Annotated in this window: 14 protein-coding genes; all 14 read right to left on the bottom strand. The window is 32.0% G+C overall.

The window, feature by feature from the left end:
• Positions 1–78: 78 nt before the first annotated feature.
• Complete coding sequence (locus PTSHG_RS03295; protein WP_019107470.1) at positions 79–3,099, bottom strand: type I restriction endonuclease subunit R; 3,021 nt, start codon at positions 3,097–3,099, stop codon at positions 79–81.
• Positions 3,096–4,220 (bottom strand): AAA family ATPase, encoded by a 1,125-nt coding sequence (locus PTSHG_RS03300; RefSeq protein ID WP_019107471.1) that lies wholly within the window; start codon positions 4,218–4,220, stop codon positions 3,096–3,098. The genes PTSHG_RS03295 and PTSHG_RS03300 overlap by 4 nt, the downstream gene beginning before the upstream one ends.
• A 16-nt stretch (positions 4,221–4,236) precedes the next feature.
• Positions 4,237–4,854 (bottom strand): restriction endonuclease subunit S, encoded by a 618-nt coding sequence (locus tag PTSHG_RS03305; RefSeq protein ID WP_019107472.1) that lies wholly within the window; start codon positions 4,852–4,854, stop codon positions 4,237–4,239.
• Between the two features lie 50 nt (positions 4,855–4,904).
• Positions 4,905–6,215, bottom strand: a complete 1,311-nt coding sequence (locus PTSHG_RS03310) for a restriction endonuclease subunit S (protein ID WP_019107473.1) — start codon at positions 6,213–6,215, stop codon at positions 4,905–4,907.
• Complete coding sequence (locus PTSHG_RS03315) at positions 6,208–7,788, bottom strand: type I restriction-modification system subunit M (protein ID WP_019107474.1); 1,581 nt, start codon at positions 7,786–7,788, stop codon at positions 6,208–6,210. The genes PTSHG_RS03310 and PTSHG_RS03315 overlap by 8 nt, the downstream gene beginning before the upstream one ends.
• Positions 7,789–8,243: 455 nt before the next feature.
• Complete coding sequence (locus PTSHG_RS03320; protein WP_019107475.1) at positions 8,244–9,161, bottom strand: RnfABCDGE type electron transport complex subunit B; 918 nt, start codon at positions 9,159–9,161, stop codon at positions 8,244–8,246.
• A 9-nt stretch (positions 9,162–9,170) separates the two neighbouring features.
• On the bottom strand, positions 9,171–9,749 hold the full coding sequence (gene rsxA / locus PTSHG_RS03325; protein ID WP_019107476.1) for an electron transport complex subunit RsxA: 579 nt from the start codon (positions 9,747–9,749) through the stop codon (positions 9,171–9,173).
• Complete coding sequence (rsxE, locus tag PTSHG_RS03330) at positions 9,749–10,345, bottom strand: electron transport complex subunit RsxE (RefSeq protein WP_019107477.1); 597 nt, start codon at positions 10,343–10,345, stop codon at positions 9,749–9,751. Before rsxE ends, rsxA begins: the two co-directional genes overlap by 1 nt.
• Positions 10,346–10,356: 11 nt before the next feature.
• The gene (locus PTSHG_RS03335) at positions 10,357–10,941 is read right to left on the bottom strand and encodes an RnfABCDGE type electron transport complex subunit G (RefSeq protein ID WP_019107478.1); all 585 of its coding nucleotides are present in this window, start codon (positions 10,939–10,941) and stop codon (positions 10,357–10,359) included.
• Positions 10,938–11,945, bottom strand: coding sequence for an RnfABCDGE type electron transport complex subunit D (locus PTSHG_RS03340; protein ID WP_019107479.1), 1,008 nt, complete (start codon positions 11,943–11,945; stop codon positions 10,938–10,940). Before PTSHG_RS03340 ends, PTSHG_RS03335 begins: the two co-directional genes overlap by 4 nt.
• A gap of 11 nt (positions 11,946–11,956) precedes the next feature.
• Positions 11,957–13,291, bottom strand: coding sequence for an electron transport complex subunit RsxC (gene rsxC, locus PTSHG_RS03345; RefSeq protein WP_026088826.1), 1,335 nt, complete (start codon positions 13,289–13,291; stop codon positions 11,957–11,959).
• A gap of 376 nt (positions 13,292–13,667) precedes the next feature.
• Positions 13,668–14,624, bottom strand: a complete 957-nt coding sequence (locus tag PTSHG_RS03350) for an ABC transporter permease (protein ID WP_019107481.1) — start codon at positions 14,622–14,624, stop codon at positions 13,668–13,670.
• Positions 14,617–15,762: an ABC transporter permease gene (locus PTSHG_RS03355; RefSeq protein WP_019107482.1), complete on the bottom strand. Its 1,146-nt coding sequence runs from the start codon at positions 15,760–15,762 to the stop codon at positions 14,617–14,619. The genes PTSHG_RS03350 and PTSHG_RS03355 overlap by 8 nt, the downstream gene beginning before the upstream one ends.
• Complete coding sequence (locus PTSHG_RS03360) at positions 15,749–17,281, bottom strand: ABC transporter ATP-binding protein (protein WP_019107483.1); 1,533 nt, start codon at positions 17,279–17,281, stop codon at positions 15,749–15,751. The genes PTSHG_RS03355 and PTSHG_RS03360 overlap by 14 nt, the downstream gene beginning before the upstream one ends.
• Positions 17,282–17,350: the final 69 nt, after the last annotated feature.

Below are 17,350 nucleotides of genomic sequence, written 5' to 3' on the forward strand. Positions count from 1 at the left end.
CTGTCGCTTGCACGACAGTTTTATTTTGAATTTGAAATTTATTTTATAAAACTCTAATAAAGAACCTGATATAAAATTTTAAATTCCCACAAAAACCTCAACAATTTTTCTAATCTTATCAAGGACAGATTCTTTTTTCTTTTCTCTTGCTCCATGTCTTCGTGATGTTGGCGGAATAATTCGATCCAAATCATCTCCCGCATATTCTACATATCCCTTACTAATAGCCCTTTCAATAAATCTTGTTGAATCATCTTTTAAATTTTCATCATCCACCAAGTCTTTTATCTTTTTAGCTTTTTCTTTCTTCGCAAAAGTATAAAAGACCTCAAGAATATCATCAGTATTTTTTAGTTCAGATAATCTCGTAGAATTAATGAAATCCATAATTAAATCTTCCTTAGCTCTAGTTCCAAGACTTGACCTAATTACTCTTCTTACTTCAGCCTTTATACTTTCTACATCTTCATTATCTTTAGACTTTTCCAAAATTAGAGATAAAATATAGTCAAGATTTATTTCATCAGTTTTAAGCAAGTCAATTTGGAACTCAACATCAGAAAAATCAATTTCCTCATCAGACTTACCTTCCCTTTTAGAAGTTAAAACACTTTCTCTAATATCAACATAAACACTCTTCATGTCTTGCATCTGCCTATCAGAAATAATCTTTTCAAAGTTTTCAAACTCATCAAAGTTTTTCAAAATATTCTCAGCCTTGAGAAGTTCTCCAAAAAGTTCAACAAATTCTTTCTTATCTGACTCCAAAACAATTTCTGTTGGTTCTGGAAATTTAGAAACTATTTCATTACATATTTCCACATACCCCTTTTGAACCTTGCCTGTTTCTTCATCCTTGAAACCATTAATGTATTCTTCATAAGACTTTTCCAAGATAACATTGACACTGTTCTCATCTCCAAAAGTCTTAATCGCATCTCTTGTTGCATTTTCCAAATCCCTAAAGCAAACAATATTTCCAAAAGTCTTCACTTTATTTAGAATTCTATTGGTCCTTGAAAAAGCCTGAATAAGTCCATGGTATCTTAATTTTTTATCGACAAATAAGGTATTTAGAGTAGGAGCGTCAAAGCCTGTTAAAAACATTCCTACGACAATAAGTAAATCAACTTGCTTATCTTTAACTCTAAGAGATAAATCCTTATAATAATTTTGAAATTCATTGCCATTAGTCGAAAAATTTGTCTTAAAGTATCCATTATAATCAGCTATTACCTTGTCTAAAAACTCTTTTGCACTAGATTCCATAGCAGAGACATTAAAATCTTCTTCAGAAATTTCTCCAATGGCCCTTTGCTCTTCATTAGCTGCAAAACTATAAATTGTAGCTACTTTTAATCTTTTTTCAGGAGATAAAATTCTCTGTTGCTTTTCAAACTCCTCATAATACAATTTTGCTGCATCAACACTTTGCACAGCAAACATTGCATTAAAACCATTAAGTCTCCTGTGTTTCAAATCATAGAATTCATTACGATGTGTTTTGGTATCGAAAACCTTGAGAATGTACTTAGTAATCTCACTTATTCTTTCTGGATGAAGTAACATTTTATTTTCTAGTTTTGCTAATTTATTTTCATCTTCTTCTTTTTCAGCACTCTTAAATTTAGGCTTAATATTGTTATAATCAACCTTAAACTTTAAAACCTTGCCATCACGAATAGCATCAGTTATAACATAAGAGTGAAGTTGCGCGCCAAAAATTCCTGCCGTTGTCTCTCCTCCAAGAGAATTTTCAGGGAAAATTGGAGTTCCAGTAAAGCCAAACTGGTAATATTTTTTAAATGCCTTTTTTATATTTTTTTGAGCATCGCCAAACTGAGAACGATGACATTCATCATATATAAGAACACATTGTTTATCATAAATTTCATGAATAGGATTTTTCTTCACAAACTCATTTAATTTTTGTATTGTAGTTACAACAATCCTATTATCATCTCTTTCAATACACCTTTTAAGTTCCCTAGTGTCCTTACTTCCATTGACACTATCAGGTTGAAATCTTTGATATTCCTTCATAGTTTGATAGTCCAAATCTTTTCTATCAACTACAAAAAATACCTTATCAATAAAATCCAAATTAGTAGCAAGCCTTGCAGCCTTAAAAGAAGTTAAAGTCTTGCCAGAACCAGTTGTATGCCAAATAAAACCTCCAGCCTCTGGTCTTCCGAATTTTTTCGACTTATAACTAGACCTTATCTTCCATAAAATTCTTTCAGTAGCAGCAATTTGATAAGGACGCATAATAAGGAGAGTATTATTGACATCAAAAACACAATACTTAGTAAGAACTTCAAGAATTACTCTTTTCTCAAAAAAAGTTTTAGTAAAGTCCTCTAAATCGCAAATAAGCTTGTTCTTGGCATCCGCCCATTCACAAGTAAATTCATAATTATTTTTATTTTGCGCCGTTGTATTTGCAAAATATCTAGTATAAGTACCATTAGAAATTACAAAAATTTGGACATACTTATAAAGAGAATTTTCGCTATTAAAACTTTCCTTGCTATACCTGTGAATTTGGTTAAAAGCCTCATGCAAGTTTACTCCTCTTTTTTTAAGCTCAATGTGAACAAGAGGAAGACCATTAACCAAAATTGTAACATCATAACGATTGCGATTTTTGCCCTCTCCCTTTATCTGATTAGTAACTTGTAAAAAATTGTTGTGAATATTTTTCTTATCTATAATCTTAATATTTTTCAAATGACCATCATCAAAAATAAAATCATAAATATAATTTTCTTGAATTTTTCTAGTCTTCTCAATCATTCCATCATTAGGCACATCTAAATACTCAACTAGAAACCTTCTCCATTCATCATCTGAAAAAGAAACATTATTTAATCTCTCAATTTGAATTTTTAAATTTGCATATAATTCATCATTCGACTTTACTGTAGCTCTCTCATATCCCTGAGAAACTAAATTTTCAATCATTTGTCTTTCAAGCTCATGCTCGCTTTGATAGGAAGATTCTCTAGCACTTAGATCCTTTTTAAAATTTGCTAGAATAATTCCACCAGTCATCTCAGCAATAGTTGACGTACCATAATTTATGGCTTTTTCGGTCATATTAACTCCTTCCACCTATACTCTCTCTTAAAATTATTAAAGAGTAGTTTTAATAGATTTTTCTCATTTTGTTTCAATTCTTTTGCTTCCAAATCTGATATTTTGTTATGTGACGATAAGTTTATAAATCGAATATATGCTTTTCTTTCCTCATCAGTCATTCCTTCTACTATGAGTAGATCTCCCCAATTATCATATCCTAAAAAAGATGCTGTTTTTTCCAGCAAGTTTCTAAACAACATAAAATGATATTTCTCAACAACATTGTCATCTATTGCGTTCTGAATTACATCTTTAATAAATAAATGATATCCAAACGGTGTATCTTTTTGTTCTTTAATTAAATACGTATTTTCATTTTTTTGTAAAAAATAAAAATCTTTTTTATTCGCCTTTATACTTCTCTCACTTTTAAACTCATTAAACAATACATTATAAAATAAAGCGTGGTGTGTTGTTATAATAAATTTTAATTCTTCACTCTTTGAATTAGCTATTACCTCTCTTAGAGAAATCGCCAACTGTATAAGATTATTGTCGTCTAAAGAAGTAACAGGATCATCTATAAAAATATATTGAATATCATTGAATTCATCTGTACTTCTATCATTAATTTCAGTAATACTTAATTCTGCAACAATTGTTTCTATTAAGACAAAAAACACAGTCCAAATAAAAATACTTTCTTCTCCTTTTGAAATTTTAATATTTTCAGCAGCTTCCTCATCACCAGTAGGTAAACTAAATGTAATTTCTCCAGTAATTGTATTAATATTAGGTTCAATCTTTGATGAAGTAAATTCTTTAAACTTCTCCGCTATTTCATTCTCTTTTCCTTGTCTTTCAATAAGATCAATAAAACTTGAATTTTTATTAATCTTGATTTTTCTCTCACTATCATTTTCTATATCATTATCCCAAGAAAATAAATCTTCTGTAAATGCATTATAATAAATCACATGCTTAATGACTTCATCATCTATAGTCTCATTGACAATATTTTTAAATTCCATTGATAGTCTTGTTTTTCCTGTAGCATTAAAAGCATATAGTAAAGTAACTTTCTTATTAGAATTCTTAATTTTTTGAGCTATTTCTGTTAAAGAATAATATACATCCATACTTTCACCTCAAATCTTAATTCTTTCTCTTAAAATCTAATAACCTCTCTCTATAGTATTTATATTGTTTGTCTCGCAACTCTATTTCTTTTGGTAATCCTAGAGAAATATCATTTATTAAAGTGTCAAAATTATCGAGAATGGAAACAATGTATTCTTGAACTACTAGAGAAGGTAATGGTATTTTTATTTTCTCCATATCCGTCGTTGATAATTCAATAACTTTTACCCCTCTTGCTAACTTATTCTTTTGTCTTAATAAATAATTTGCTCCATTAAATACATAAGATAAATATTTAGGATTTTCATTATGTTTAAATATTGCTGCGTGACCACCTGTTACTGCAGTTTCATTACCTAAATAAGCTACAGTTTTCATAACATCTTCTACGTTTTCAGAAGTTTTTGCAATAACTAAATCTCCATAATTAACATTTTTAAGGTTAACTGAACTTTCCTTAGTTACTTTAACAATTGGTTGTTCTACGAACAAATTATACTTTGTATAAATATGTCCATAATGGATGGCTCCAACACTTCCATTTTCCTTAAATAGACTTTTTGGCATGCCTTTTCCATTCTCGAATGTTCCAATATCTCCTAACTTCTTCCACTCAACACCTGCAAAGCACACTCCTACAATATCGCAAGCTTGCTTTAATGTAGCAAAATAGCTCCTAAGAGTTATTTTGCGGCTTGCGGCTTGCTATCACTCTTGTCTTCGAATGTCAAGAGTTTTTCACGATAATATTCATATTGTTTTTGTCTTTGTTCTATTTCCTCTGGCAACAAACCCTGAGTATCAGAAAGCAGGTCTTGAAACTTATCCAAAACCTCAACAACCTTATCTTGGATTACCCTAGGTGGCAAAGTTATAGAAAATTTTGCCATATCATCTCCATGAATACGAATCAACTTTGTACCTGTAACTTTTTGCTCTTTTTGTTTTTGAAATTTATTCGTCTGGAAATAATATGCTATATATTTTGAATTTTCATTTGTACTATAGCTATACATATCCCCAGAAAATCCAACCTCTTCACTCCCAAGCCAAACTACACACTTACCAACATCTTCAATGTTTTCAGAAGTTGTTGCAATCAAAATATCATTATATTTAGCTTTTTTCAATTTAGAAAAAATTTCATCTTTTACAAACGAAATTGTTTTATCTGTCTCAAAGTTATACTTAGTATATATTTGTCCATAATGGATTACTGGTTTTCCCTTTGAAATAAAATCTTTCTTTTGAAGTCCATTACCTCTAGTAAAAATCCCAATCTCTCCAAGTGTAGTTGATCTTAGCTTATAATCCAACCCCAATATTTTTGGACTTTTAGACAATTCATTCAAATATTCTTCGCTTAAAATCATGTCCCTATAATACTCATACTGCTTATTTCTTGCCTGTAACTCAGCCTGTAACTCAGCCTGTAACTCAGTAACATAATTTGTGAATTTGTCAAGTATTTTAACAATTTTTTCTTGGGTTTCAAGTGACGGGACTGGGACTTCTAATTTTTCTATTTCTGATTTTGCTATTGTTTGCCTAGTATTGCCAAAAACTTTCTTAAACATATTCTTTCTAAAATTTTGAGATCTAAATACATAGTTTAAAAAACAAGATGTTGTGAAATTCTTTTCTTTTAATCGTATTCTCATTATATGGTAAGAATAGACTGTATTTTTAATATTCTCTTTAGCTACAGATGAAATAAAAATATCTTCTTTTGTCTCAGAACTTGGCGTAATAAAAATATCTCCATGTCTAACATCACATTCATTTATCTTAATATCACTTGCTGTTACTTCCATTGAAGGGACGCTTTTGTTCAAATATAAATTTCTATATACATCCATATAATTTAACAAAACAACAGGTTTCTCATCATCTTTTATTTTTTTATCTACACCAGCTCCAGAAATAATTGCAATATCCCCTAATTTTTTCCACTCTACCTTTTCATTTTTTAATAATTCATCTATCTTACTCATCTTCAAGCTCCCTTACTATTTCATTTATAGAAGCTCTAATCTCATCTATTTTCTTCACAGTTTCATCAATTTCCTTGTTGAGGACCTTGATGTCTATTTTTTCTCTTGTATCTTCCTTCTCAACATAAGTAGAAACCGAAAGATTATAATCATTTTCTACTATCTCATCTCTATCTACATATCTTGAAAAATATTCCTTTTCTTCACGATTTTTAAATTCTTCAACTATTGTATTAATATTTTTTTCTTCTAAGATATTGTTGTTAGTTTCCTTTTTAAATTCCTTGCTTGCATCTATAAATAAAATTTTATTTTCCGTCTTATTTTTTGCCATGACGAGAATACAAGTTGCTATTGATGTGCCAAAGAAGAGATTTTCTGGAAGTTGAATTACGCAGTCTATAAAATTATTGTCTATTAGATATTGTCTAATAGTTTTTTCTGCTCCCTTTCTATAAAAAATTCCTGGAAAACATACTATGGCAGCCCTGCCCTTACTTGATAGATAAAAAAGTGAATGCATTATAAAGGCATAATCAGCATAGGATTTTGGTGCTAACTTACCTGCTGGAGCAAATCTCTCGTCATTTATAAGCGTTGGATCTCCATCTCCCACCCATTTTATTGAATATGGTGGATTTGAAACAATAGCATCAAAGGGTTTTTCGTCTTTATGTAGTGGATTTATTAGGGTATCGCCTCTTTTAATGGAGAAATTATTGTAGTTGACATTGTGCAAGAACATATTCATACGGGCTAAGTTGAAATTGGTCATATTAATTTCTTGTCCAAAAAATCCCTCGTCAATAATGTGCTCATCAAATTGTTTTTTCATTTGTAATAATAAAGATCCACTCCCACATGTTGGATCATAGACCTTGTTAATATTTGTTTTTCCTTCCATCACAAGTCTTGCCAAGAGTTTTGATACAGTTTGTGGAGTAAAAAATTCTCCTCCGGATTTGCCTGCATTGCTTGCATAGTTTGATATTAAATATTCATAAGCATCTCCAAAGGCATCTATATCGTTATTTTTAAAATCTCCAAAATTAATCTCTGCTATGCCTGTCAGTATATCCGCCAGCCTTTTATTTTTTTCTGCTACTGTTCCACCTAAACGATTGCTAGTTGTATCTACATCTTCGAATAAGCCTTTTATGTCATCTTCTGATGCATATCCTATAGCACTTCCTTCAATTGCATTAAATATATTGGCTAAGTCTGTATTTAAGTTTTCATTATCTTTTGCTGTCTTAACAACATTTTTAAATAATTGACTTGGTAATATAAAAAATCCTTTATCCTCAACAGTATCTGGTCTAAAATCTTCTTCTGCTTCTTCATCGGAAATTTTAGCATAATCAAAATCCAAATCTCCTGCTTCGTGCTCTGCTTTATTAAAAAATTCTGTAATATTTTCTGAAATAAATCTATAAAACAATATGCCTAAAATATATTGTTTAAAGTCCCATCCATCTACAGCCCCTCTTACATCGTCTGCTATCGCCCAAATTTTTCTATGTAGCTCTTGTCTTTGTAGACTTTCCTTATTTTCTTTTATACTATCTGCCATTTTTCTACCTCACTTTATTTTGTTACCTTTCATAATGTCTTATATTGTTTTATTTAATAATTATAAGGTTTTCCTATTTTATAGGATACCATTTCTATTCCCTGTTTCAAAGATTTATTTTCTTTAATTATTTTTACTATTTTTTAGTAATAAAGAAATATTTTCCCTTAAACTATTTTAATCGTCAGATTTTTCTCTTATTTTTTGTGAAATTTTTAATTTGGATAAGCTTTTTTATTAATTTGTTGTGAAATATTTTGTACAAAAGGCGCTACAAATTTAATTCTCATTGAATCCTGTGTTAAAATTCTCTTTTACAAATATTGAAATAAATATTTATTAATTAATAAGGAAAACTTTATACAAATTTTAGCCATCTTTTAATAGACTTATATAAAAATTTACAAGAAAAAACTGCCGCTTGCACGACAGTTTCTTAATTTAGATTTTAAAGATTAAGCATTAACTTTTTCTTTTTCTGCTTCAGCTTTTTTTAGCTTTGCTTCTTCAAGTTTTGCTTGTCTCTCTTTTTCTTTTTGTTCTTTTTCCCTTTGTTTCATTTTTTCCACTCTTTCAGGATATTCGCAATAAATTGCTCCTGTTGGACATTTTGAAACACAAATTCCACAGTTGATACATTTATCATAATCAATTGATGCTAAGTTGTTTTCCACATGGATTGCATCCTTTGGACAGTTCTTTTCACAGATACCGCATCCAATACAACCAGTTGAACAGTTAGTTCTAACAACTTTTCCTGAATCAAGTGATTTACATTCAACAACTGTCTTTGATTTGTAAGGTCTAAGTGAAATTATTTTCTTAGGGCAAATGTTAATACATTTCATACAAGCAACACATTTTTCTTTGTCTACTACTGCTACTCCATTTACCATGTGAATTGCGTCAAATTCGCAGACACTTACACAAGTGCCACCGCCGCAGCAACCAAAGTTACATGCCTTTGCTCCTTGTTGATAGTCTGAAATTAATCTACAATCAACTAAATCATTGTAATCATATTTATTTTTTGCCTTCTTGCAATCTCCTTGGCAAAGTACACAGGCAATATTTCTCTCAACATTTCCTGCATTAACTCCCATTATTTCGCTTACTTTTTCAGCTGTATCTGCACCACCAATTACACAACCATTTACTGGTGCTTTTCCGTTGGCAATTGCTTCTGCAAGACCGTCACAGCCAGGGAAACCACAAGCTCCACAGTTCGCTCCTGGAAGTGCATATCTAATTTCAGCTACTTTTGGATCTACTTTTACAAAAAAAACTTTTGATGCAATTGAAAGAACTACTCCGAAAAAAGCTCCTGCAATTCCCAAAAATAACATTGGGGTAAATACTGTACTCATTTCCATAGTTGCCTCCTATACCAATCCGCCGAAGCCTGAAAATGCAATTGCCATTAGGCCTGCACTTACAAGTGCAATAGGAACTCCTTGAAGTGCCTTAGGTACATCAGCAAGCATTAATTTTTCTCTTAGTGCTGCTATAAGCACAAGTGCAAGTGTGAAACCTATTGAAGCTCCAAATCCACTAAATATTGTTTCTATTAAGTTATATCCATTTTGAACATTCAAAACTGTTACACCAAGTACAACACAGTTTGTAGTGATAAGTGGAAGATATACACCCATGGCTTGATAAAGTGATGGCGATGACTTCTTAATAAACATTTCTACAAATTGTACTAATGATGCAATTACAAGAATAAACGCAATTGTTTGTAAATACTCAAGTCCAAATTTATCTAATACAAAAATTTGAATTAGCCATGTGATTGCAGATGCAAGTACAACTACAAAGGTAACGGCTACTCCCATTCCAAGGGCAGTCTCTGTCTTTGAAGATACTCCTAAGAATGGACAAATTCCTAAGAATTGAGCAAATACATAATTATTTACAAGTATTGTTGAAATTAAAATCGTAAAAATACTTTCTAACATTAGTCTGCCCTCCTATTTAGCAATAGCTTAAACCCTGCAATTAAAAATCCTAGAAGTATGAATGCACCTGCTGGCGCTCCCATTATTCCTATCCCTGGATAAGATTCTGGCAAGATATTTACATTAAATAGTGTGCCATATCCAAAAAATTCACGAACAAGACCCATTGCAACTACTGCAATTGTATATCCTACTCCTGTTCCTATTCCGTCAACTATTGATGGAATAAGTGGATTTTTATAAGCAAATCCTTCAGCTTCTCCAAGAATACAGCAGTTTACTACGATTAGTGGTAAGAAAATACCAAGTGCTGCATAAATTGGTTGTGAATAAGCTTGTAAAATCATTTGTACTAATGTTACGAAAGTAGCAATTACTACGATAAAGCAAGGAATTCTTATTTTATCTGGAATTACTTTTCTAAGTGCAGATACTACTGCATTACTCATTATAAGTACGAACGTAACTGCAACTCCCATTGCTACTGAGTTTGTTAAATTGTTTGTGATAGCCAGTGTTGAACAAAGCCCTATAAGTTGTATGAATACGGGATTGTTTTTGAAAGCACCGTCTAAAAATACTTTAGATAATTTCATTTTAATCCTCCTTATTCATTCTTTAAAACTTCATCATAAACCTTAATGGCATCATTGGAACCTGCTAGAGCACCCTTAGATGAAATTGTTGCTGATGTAAGCCACATAACTTCATCTTCAGCCTTTGGATCCTTAGATAACTTTAAAGGACCTACTGCAGATTTTCCTTCATAAGATGGATAATATTCATCAGTTGTGATTCTAGATCCGAATCCACTTGTTTCTCCATTGGAAATATTTCTAAATCCAGCGATTTTATCTCCATCAAGTAAGAAACCAAGAGCATTAGTCATAGCTCCACCATAACCATTTGATTTTACATTGACACCATATCCAACAATTTGATCGCCTTTTTTGGCAACAAATATTTTTTCAATGTTTGGATAATTTTCTTTTATTGAAGATAATTTTTCTTGATCATATTCTTCAAAGCCATCTGCATTTTCGCCAAAGATAACTTCGTAAGATGCAAGTGTGTTTTTTAATTCAGTTTCTGCAATTACTGGAGCTGTGAAACTATTTACTACTGCCAAAAGTCCTGCAGATAGGGCACAGAAAACTAATAGTATAATTCCGAATTTTACTGGTTCTTTCATTTTTTCGCCTCCCCATACGCACTTGATATTGTAAGTTTGTCAATAAGTGGTGTTGCAAGATTCATAAGACATATTGCATAAGAAACACCTTCTGGAAGAGATGCCTTTACTCTTATTACTGCTGTTAAAATACCACAGCCAAGGGCAAATATAATTCTTCCCTTTCTGTTAATTGGATTAGTTGTGTAGTCAGTTGCCATAAATATAGCACCTAAAAGCAAACCACCTGCTAAAAGTTCATAAGGAATTACATTCATAGGAATTCCTAAAATTCCAAGACAAACTGCAGTAGTTGCAACATAAATAACTGGGATTTCCCAAGAAATTACTTTTCTAACTACTAAATATACAAAACCTATTAAAAGTGCTATTGCTGAAGTTTCTCCAATTACGCCACCAATGTTTCCAATTAACATATCCTTCATTGCTGGTAAGTTTGAAAGATCTCCACCTGCAATAATTTGAAGTGGTGTAGCATAAGAAACTCCATCCATAGTTGATGCTGAAGTTGTTAAACCTTGTTTTAATAATTCTGGTGAAATATAATCAGTGATTTGTTTAGGCCATGAAGCCATAAGTACAAGTCTTGCAGCAAGAGCTGGGTTCATAAAGTTAAATCCAATTCCACCAAAACATTCTTTTACTATTAATATTGAAAAAACGGATCCGAAAGCTGCCATCCATAGTGGGAAAGATTGAGGCATATTTAGCGCAATTAAAATTCCAGTTACTACAGCAGACAAGTCCTTTATTTGTACAGTCTTTTTAAGTGCAGTTTGAGTTACATACTCAGTTGCAACACAAGCTACTACACAAGTTAGAATAAGAAGAAGTGATCTTGTTCCAAAGAAATATACAGAAGCAATCATAGCAGGAACAAGTGCAATGATTACATCTAGCATAATCTTTTGAACTGTATCGTTTGACCTAATGTGTGGAGCTAATGAAACAAAACGAGCCTCATTTACTGTAATCGGATCTTTAGTTATTTTATTATTTTCCAAATTGATCCCTCCTATTTCTTTTGATTAGCTCTAATTTCTCTTTTAGCTAATTTAACAGATGCACTTAAATGTCTCTTTGCTGGACAAACGAAGGAACATATTCCACATTCCATACATTGGTCAGCATGTAAGCTGCTACATAAATCAACATCGCCCTTTAAAATTGCATGATTAATATCGGTTGGATTAATATTCGCTGGGCAATGATCTACGCATCTTGAACATCTAATACATGGAGATTCAATTCTTTCTGTTACTTCTTTTTCTGTGAAAACTAAAATACCTGAAGTAGTCTTTGTAATTGGTGCGTCAAGGCTAAATACAGACTTACCAGTCATAGGACCACCACATATAATTTCTTTAAAGTTTTCCTTTACTCCTCCACAGAAATCTAAAATATCTCCAACAGGAGTACCTATTTTAACGAGAACATTCTTTGGTTCCTTAATTCCAGAACCAGAAACAGTTATTACTCTTTCATAAGAAGGCTTTCCTTCTATCATTGCTTCATAAAATGCAAGAGTTGTACCAACATTTGTTAAAAAGACTCCAACATCATTTGTTACTCCATTTTGTGGAACAATTCTTCCAACAACAGCTTCAGAAAGTCTCTTTGAATCGCCTTGTGGATATTTAGTTTGACATCCAACAACCTTTAAGTGATTCCAATTTGGATTTTTTGCTATAACCTCTTCCATCTTAGCAATTGCATCAGGTTTATTTTCTTCAATTGCCATGTAAGAAGCCTTTTGATTGTAAAAATATGAGAAGATGTCAAGTCCTTCTAATATTTCTTCAGTTCTTTCTAGCATAATTCTGTGGTCGCAAGTGAGGAAAGGCTCACATTCTGCCCCATTTATTATACATTCGTCTAGCACTGGATTTTCACTCTTTAACTTAGCGTGTAAAGGGAATCCTGCACCACCCATTCCGACGATACCTTTATTTTTAATAAAAGGAATTAAATCGTCAATTGGATGATCCTTATAATCTTTAAAAGATTTAAGGTCATCAGTCATTTCATCTTTGCCATCGTTTTCTATAACGACACAATCACAATACCTTCCATCAGCTGTGTACATTTTTTTAATCTCTTTAACTGTACCTGATACAGAAGAGTGTATAGCAGCTGATATATAAGCATCAGAATTACCCACCATTTGTCCAACTTTAACAGTATCTCCCTTAGACACAACTGGTGAGCATGGTGCTCCAATGTGTTGTGACATAGGTATGTAGGCAATCTTAGGACTTGGCATCTTTTCGATTGCAATCTTTTCTGTCAAAGTTTTGTGTTCGTCCATGTGAACTCCACCTACGGAAAAAGTGAGATTTCTTGAACTCATAAAACTTCACCCCTTATTCGGCATTAGCCTAATTTTTTACCTTTTGTTATAATTATAACACTAAATTTAATTAAAGTATATGATTCTACTTAAAAATTTGGCTTTGGGAAATCTTTTACAATGCTATAAATGTCTCATTCTTTACTTTTCTTTTCACTAATTTTCTAATTTTAAATTTTAACCTTATTTAAAAGTTTTTTAATTTTCTTCCTTTCTTTTTTACACTAAAAATTTCAATTAAGATGAAATTTTTTATTTATATTTTAAGTAAAAAATTTTTTTGCAAAATTTTATCTAGCCTACCTAATGCAAAAATTAATTTAAGGCAATAAAAAATCTCACGATTTTATTCGTGAGATAACTCTTTAAATATTTTCTAATTATTTCTTTCATAAGGAATACCATCAGCAGATGGTGCTCTTGAGCCTTTAACAAATACTATTAAAACAATAAGTGTTATTGCATAAGGGATCATTGAAAGTAAATTTGTATCGATTTTTATTCCAATAGAGCCAAGGAATACTGATAAGCCTTGTGCAAAGCCAAATAATAGACAAGCAAGCATGGCTCCTTGTGGTCTCCACCCACCAAAGATTACTGCTGCAAGAGCGATAAAGCCTTGACCTGATATAAGTGTCTCTCTGTAATTGGAAACTACTGCAAGAGACATTGATGCTCCACCAAGTCCTGCCAAAAATCCAGAGGCTAGCACGCAAATATATTTTATTTTGTAAGCGTCAACACCAAGAGTTTCTGCTGCCTTAGGGTATTCGCCCACAGCTCTTATCCTAAGCCCAAGTCTTGTCTTATAAAGAAGAAAATAAACTATCAACACAAGGACAAAGGCAAGATAAACTGAAACATATTGTGAAAAAACTATGTCAAAAAATCTTGTGATGCCCTTACCTGAACCGCCTTTAAATACATTTGCAAATAATACTGGGAGTTTATTTTCATAGTTAATTGACTTTGACATAGCCGCTCCATCGAAAAATAGCCTGCATAAGAAAAGCGAAAGCCCTGGTCCAATTAAATTTATAGCGATACCACTAACAACATGGTCTGCTGCAAAATTTATTGTTGCAATGGCGTGAAGTAGTGCAACTAACATTCCACCAAGTCCGCCACACAAAAAGGCAATCCATGGATTTCCAAAATAATAACCAACTATAGAGCCAACTACAGCTCCTATAGACATCATCCCTTCAAGTCCAATATTTACAACTCCTGCATTTTCAGATAAAACTCCGCCTAAAGCTGTGTAAATAAGAGGTGCTGAATATAAAAGTGTAATTGATAAAATACTTGCTAAACTTAAAAGTGAACTATTCATTTGCTCCTCCTTCTACCTTTTTCTTATTTCCCCTTGAAGTGTTTGAGTCTTTCTTTGTCCACTTAGTAAAGAAAAATCTAATCATATCCAAAAGTTTTGGCATTGCAATAAATAAAATCATTATGCCCACAATTATATTTACAACTTCTGAATAAGTTCCAATTGTAGTAAGTTTTCCTCCTCCATAAGTAAGACCTGCATAGAGTAATGCAGCTGGTATTGTACCAAGAGGATTATTGCCAGCAATTAGTGCAACAGCCATTCCATCAAAACCATATCCTTCTTGTGCTGCCATAATTCCGATGTCACCAGAAACTCCAAGAACTGTAATTGCTCCTGCTAGTCCTGATAAAATTCCTGCAATCCCCATAGATTTTACAATTGATTTATTAATACTAATACCGCCATATTCTGCTGCCTTTTCATTAAAACCAACTGCACGAAGTTCATAGCCCAAGGTAGTTTTTTTAAGGATGTACCAAATTATAAAGGCCGCAACAATGGCAATTATAATTCCAAAATTCACTGGCGGATTTAAAATATCTCTCAAAAATTTATTTTGCGCTAAGACAGCTTTTCCTGCTTCACTTGTCTTCCATGCACCGAGAATTTTTATGCTTGCACTTTCCTTAATTGAATAGGAGTTATCTGACTCAATATTTCTTAAAATCGGAAAACTTAAGAGATAATTACTTAAGTAAAAACCAATCCAGTTCATCATAATGGAGGAAATAACTTCATTTACTTCAAATTTTGCCTTTAAAATTCCAACTATTGCTCCCCAGATATATCCACAAAGAGCACCTGCAATAAGTGCTACAAGACCGTGAAGAACTGGTGGTAAATCTAAAAGTAGACCAACTACTAATGCACCAATAGAACCAACAATGTATTGACCTTCAGCTCCAATATTAAAAAGACCTGTATTAAAAGCAAAAGCAACTGAAAGTCCAGTGAGAATTAGTGGAACTGACTTTACAAGAGTCCATGAAATATATTTTGGTTTGCCAAAGGCACCAAAAAATATAACTTTGTAAGCTTCAATTGGATTTGTCCCGCTAATTAATAAAATAATAGAACCAATAATAATTCCAAGCACAATGGCAAGCACTGTATATAAAAATCTATTTCTCTTCATTTTTACCTCCTGCCATATAAAGTCCTATTTCACTCTCATTAGTTTCCTTAGCATCAAAAGTTTTTAAAATTTTTCCATTGTAAATGACCGAAATTCTATCAGATAGTGCCATAATTTCGTCTAATTCAAAGGAAATTAAAAGAACTGCTTTTCCCTTATCCCTTTGACTAATTAAAAAATTTCTAATGTATTCGATTGCACCAACATCAAGACCTCTAGTAGGTTGTGCTGCAATTAAAAGGTCTGGATCCCCTGAAATTTCTCTGGCAAGAATTACTTTTTGTTGATTTCCGCCAGAAAGTTCGCCTGCAAGCCTATCAATATTTCTAGGTCTAATATCATAATCATCTTCAAGCTTTGTTGCGTTTTCTACAATATTTTTAAAATTCAAAATTCCATTCTTAGAATACTTATTTTTGTAATAATTTTTTAAAATCATATTTTCAGCAACACTAAAATTTAAAACTAGACCACGAAGCTGTCTGTCTTCAGGAATTGAATTTATTCCCTTCTCAATAATTTCTCTTGGACTTCTATTTAAAATTTCGTCGCCCTTAAAAAGGATTGAACCACTCTCAGCTATTTTAAGCCCAGTTAAAGTCTCAATGAGTTCAGACTGACCGTTGCCATCGACTCCAGCTATACCATGAATTTCTCCAGCCTTTACATCTAAATCAAGATCATCTAATTTTTTTACATTTCTAAAATCTCTTGCACACAATTTTTTGATTTCAAGAATAGTTTCTCCAGCTTTTAGATCACTTTTATTTACATCAAGATGAACAGCCCTTCCAACCATCATGTCTGCAAGCTCTGATTCACTAACATCAGAAACATCTACAGTTTCAATTTTTTTGCCACGCCTAATAATAGTGCATCTATGTGCCATTTGCTTAATTTCTTTTAATTTGTGAGTGATAATTATAATTGACTTACCTTCCTTGGAAAGGTTTTTTATAATTTCAATAAGCTCAGTAATTTCTTGAGGCGTCAAAACAGCTGTTGGCTCATCAAAAATTAAAATATCTGCACCTCTATAAAGCACCTTTAAAATTTCAACTTTTTGTTGAGTACCAACAGAAATATCGTGAATCTTAGCATCGGGATCAATTTTAAAGCCATATCTCTCAGAGAGAGCCACAACTTCTTCCCTAGCCTTCTTTATATCGACCTTTATTCCATTCATAGGCTCCATGCCAAGAATAATATTTTCAACAACTGTGAAAGGCTCAATTAACATAAAATGTTGATGAACCATACCAAGGCCAGCTTTGATTGCATCCTTTGGGTCCTTAAATTCTTTTTTTTCGTTATTTATATAAATTTTACCTGATGTAGGAGAACTCATGCCATAAAGCATATTCATAAGAGTGGTTTTGCCGGCACCATTTTCTCCAAGAAGGGAGTGAATTTCACCTCTTCTTATATCAAGATCAATTCCATCATTTGCAGTGAAATCCCCAAATTTTTTTGTGATATTCTCCATGCGAACGACTAAATCTTTATTATCAATTTCCAAGACAAACGCTCCTTTGCTATATTAAGTAAATTATACCAAAGATTATAGAAATTTTAAAATAAAATACAT

It is taken from the genome of Peptoniphilus senegalensis JC140 (assembly GCF_000321025.1).
In the GTDB taxonomy this organism is placed as follows: Bacteria; Bacillota; Clostridia; order Tissierellales; family Peptoniphilaceae; genus Peptoniphilus_A; species Peptoniphilus_A senegalensis.

What these genes read in the sequence shown, in the direction of transcription:
- PTSHG_RS03335 (WP_019107478.1), bottom strand. Translation starts at nt 10,941, where the DNA reads ATGAAAGAACCAGTAAAATTCGGAATTATACTATTAGTTTTCTGTGCC.
- rsxE (WP_019107477.1), bottom strand. Translation starts at nt 10,345, where the DNA reads ATGAAATTATCTAAAGTATTTTTAGACGGTGCTTTCAAAAACAATCCC.
- PTSHG_RS03350 (WP_019107481.1), bottom strand. Translation starts at nt 14,624, where the DNA reads ATGAATAGTTCACTTTTAAGTTTAGCAAGTATTTTATCAATTACACTT.
- PTSHG_RS03310 (WP_019107473.1), bottom strand. Translation starts at nt 6,215, where the DNA reads ATGAGTAAGATAGATGAATTATTAAAAAATGAAAAGGTAGAGTGGAAA.
- PTSHG_RS03320 (WP_019107475.1), bottom strand. Translation starts at nt 9,161, where the DNA reads ATGGAAATGAGTACAGTATTTACCCCAATGTTATTTTTGGGAATTGCA.
- PTSHG_RS03300 (WP_019107471.1), bottom strand. Translation starts at nt 4,220, where the DNA reads ATGGATGTATATTATTCTTTAACAGAAATAGCTCAAAAAATTAAGAAT.
- rsxA (WP_019107476.1), bottom strand. Translation starts at nt 9,749, where the DNA reads ATGTTAGAAAGTATTTTTACGATTTTAATTTCAACAATACTTGTAAAT.
- rsxC (WP_026088826.1), bottom strand. Translation starts at nt 13,291, where the DNA reads ATGAGTTCAAGAAATCTCACTTTTTCCGTAGGTGGAGTTCACATGGAC.
- PTSHG_RS03295 (WP_019107470.1), bottom strand. Translation starts at nt 3,099, where the DNA reads ATGACCGAAAAAGCCATAAATTATGGTACGTCAACTATTGCTGAGATG.
- PTSHG_RS03315 (WP_019107474.1), bottom strand. Translation starts at nt 7,788, where the DNA reads ATGGCAGATAGTATAAAAGAAAATAAGGAAAGTCTACAAAGACAAGAG.
- PTSHG_RS03355 (WP_019107482.1), bottom strand. Translation starts at nt 15,762, where the DNA reads ATGAAGAGAAATAGATTTTTATATACAGTGCTTGCCATTGTGCTTGGA.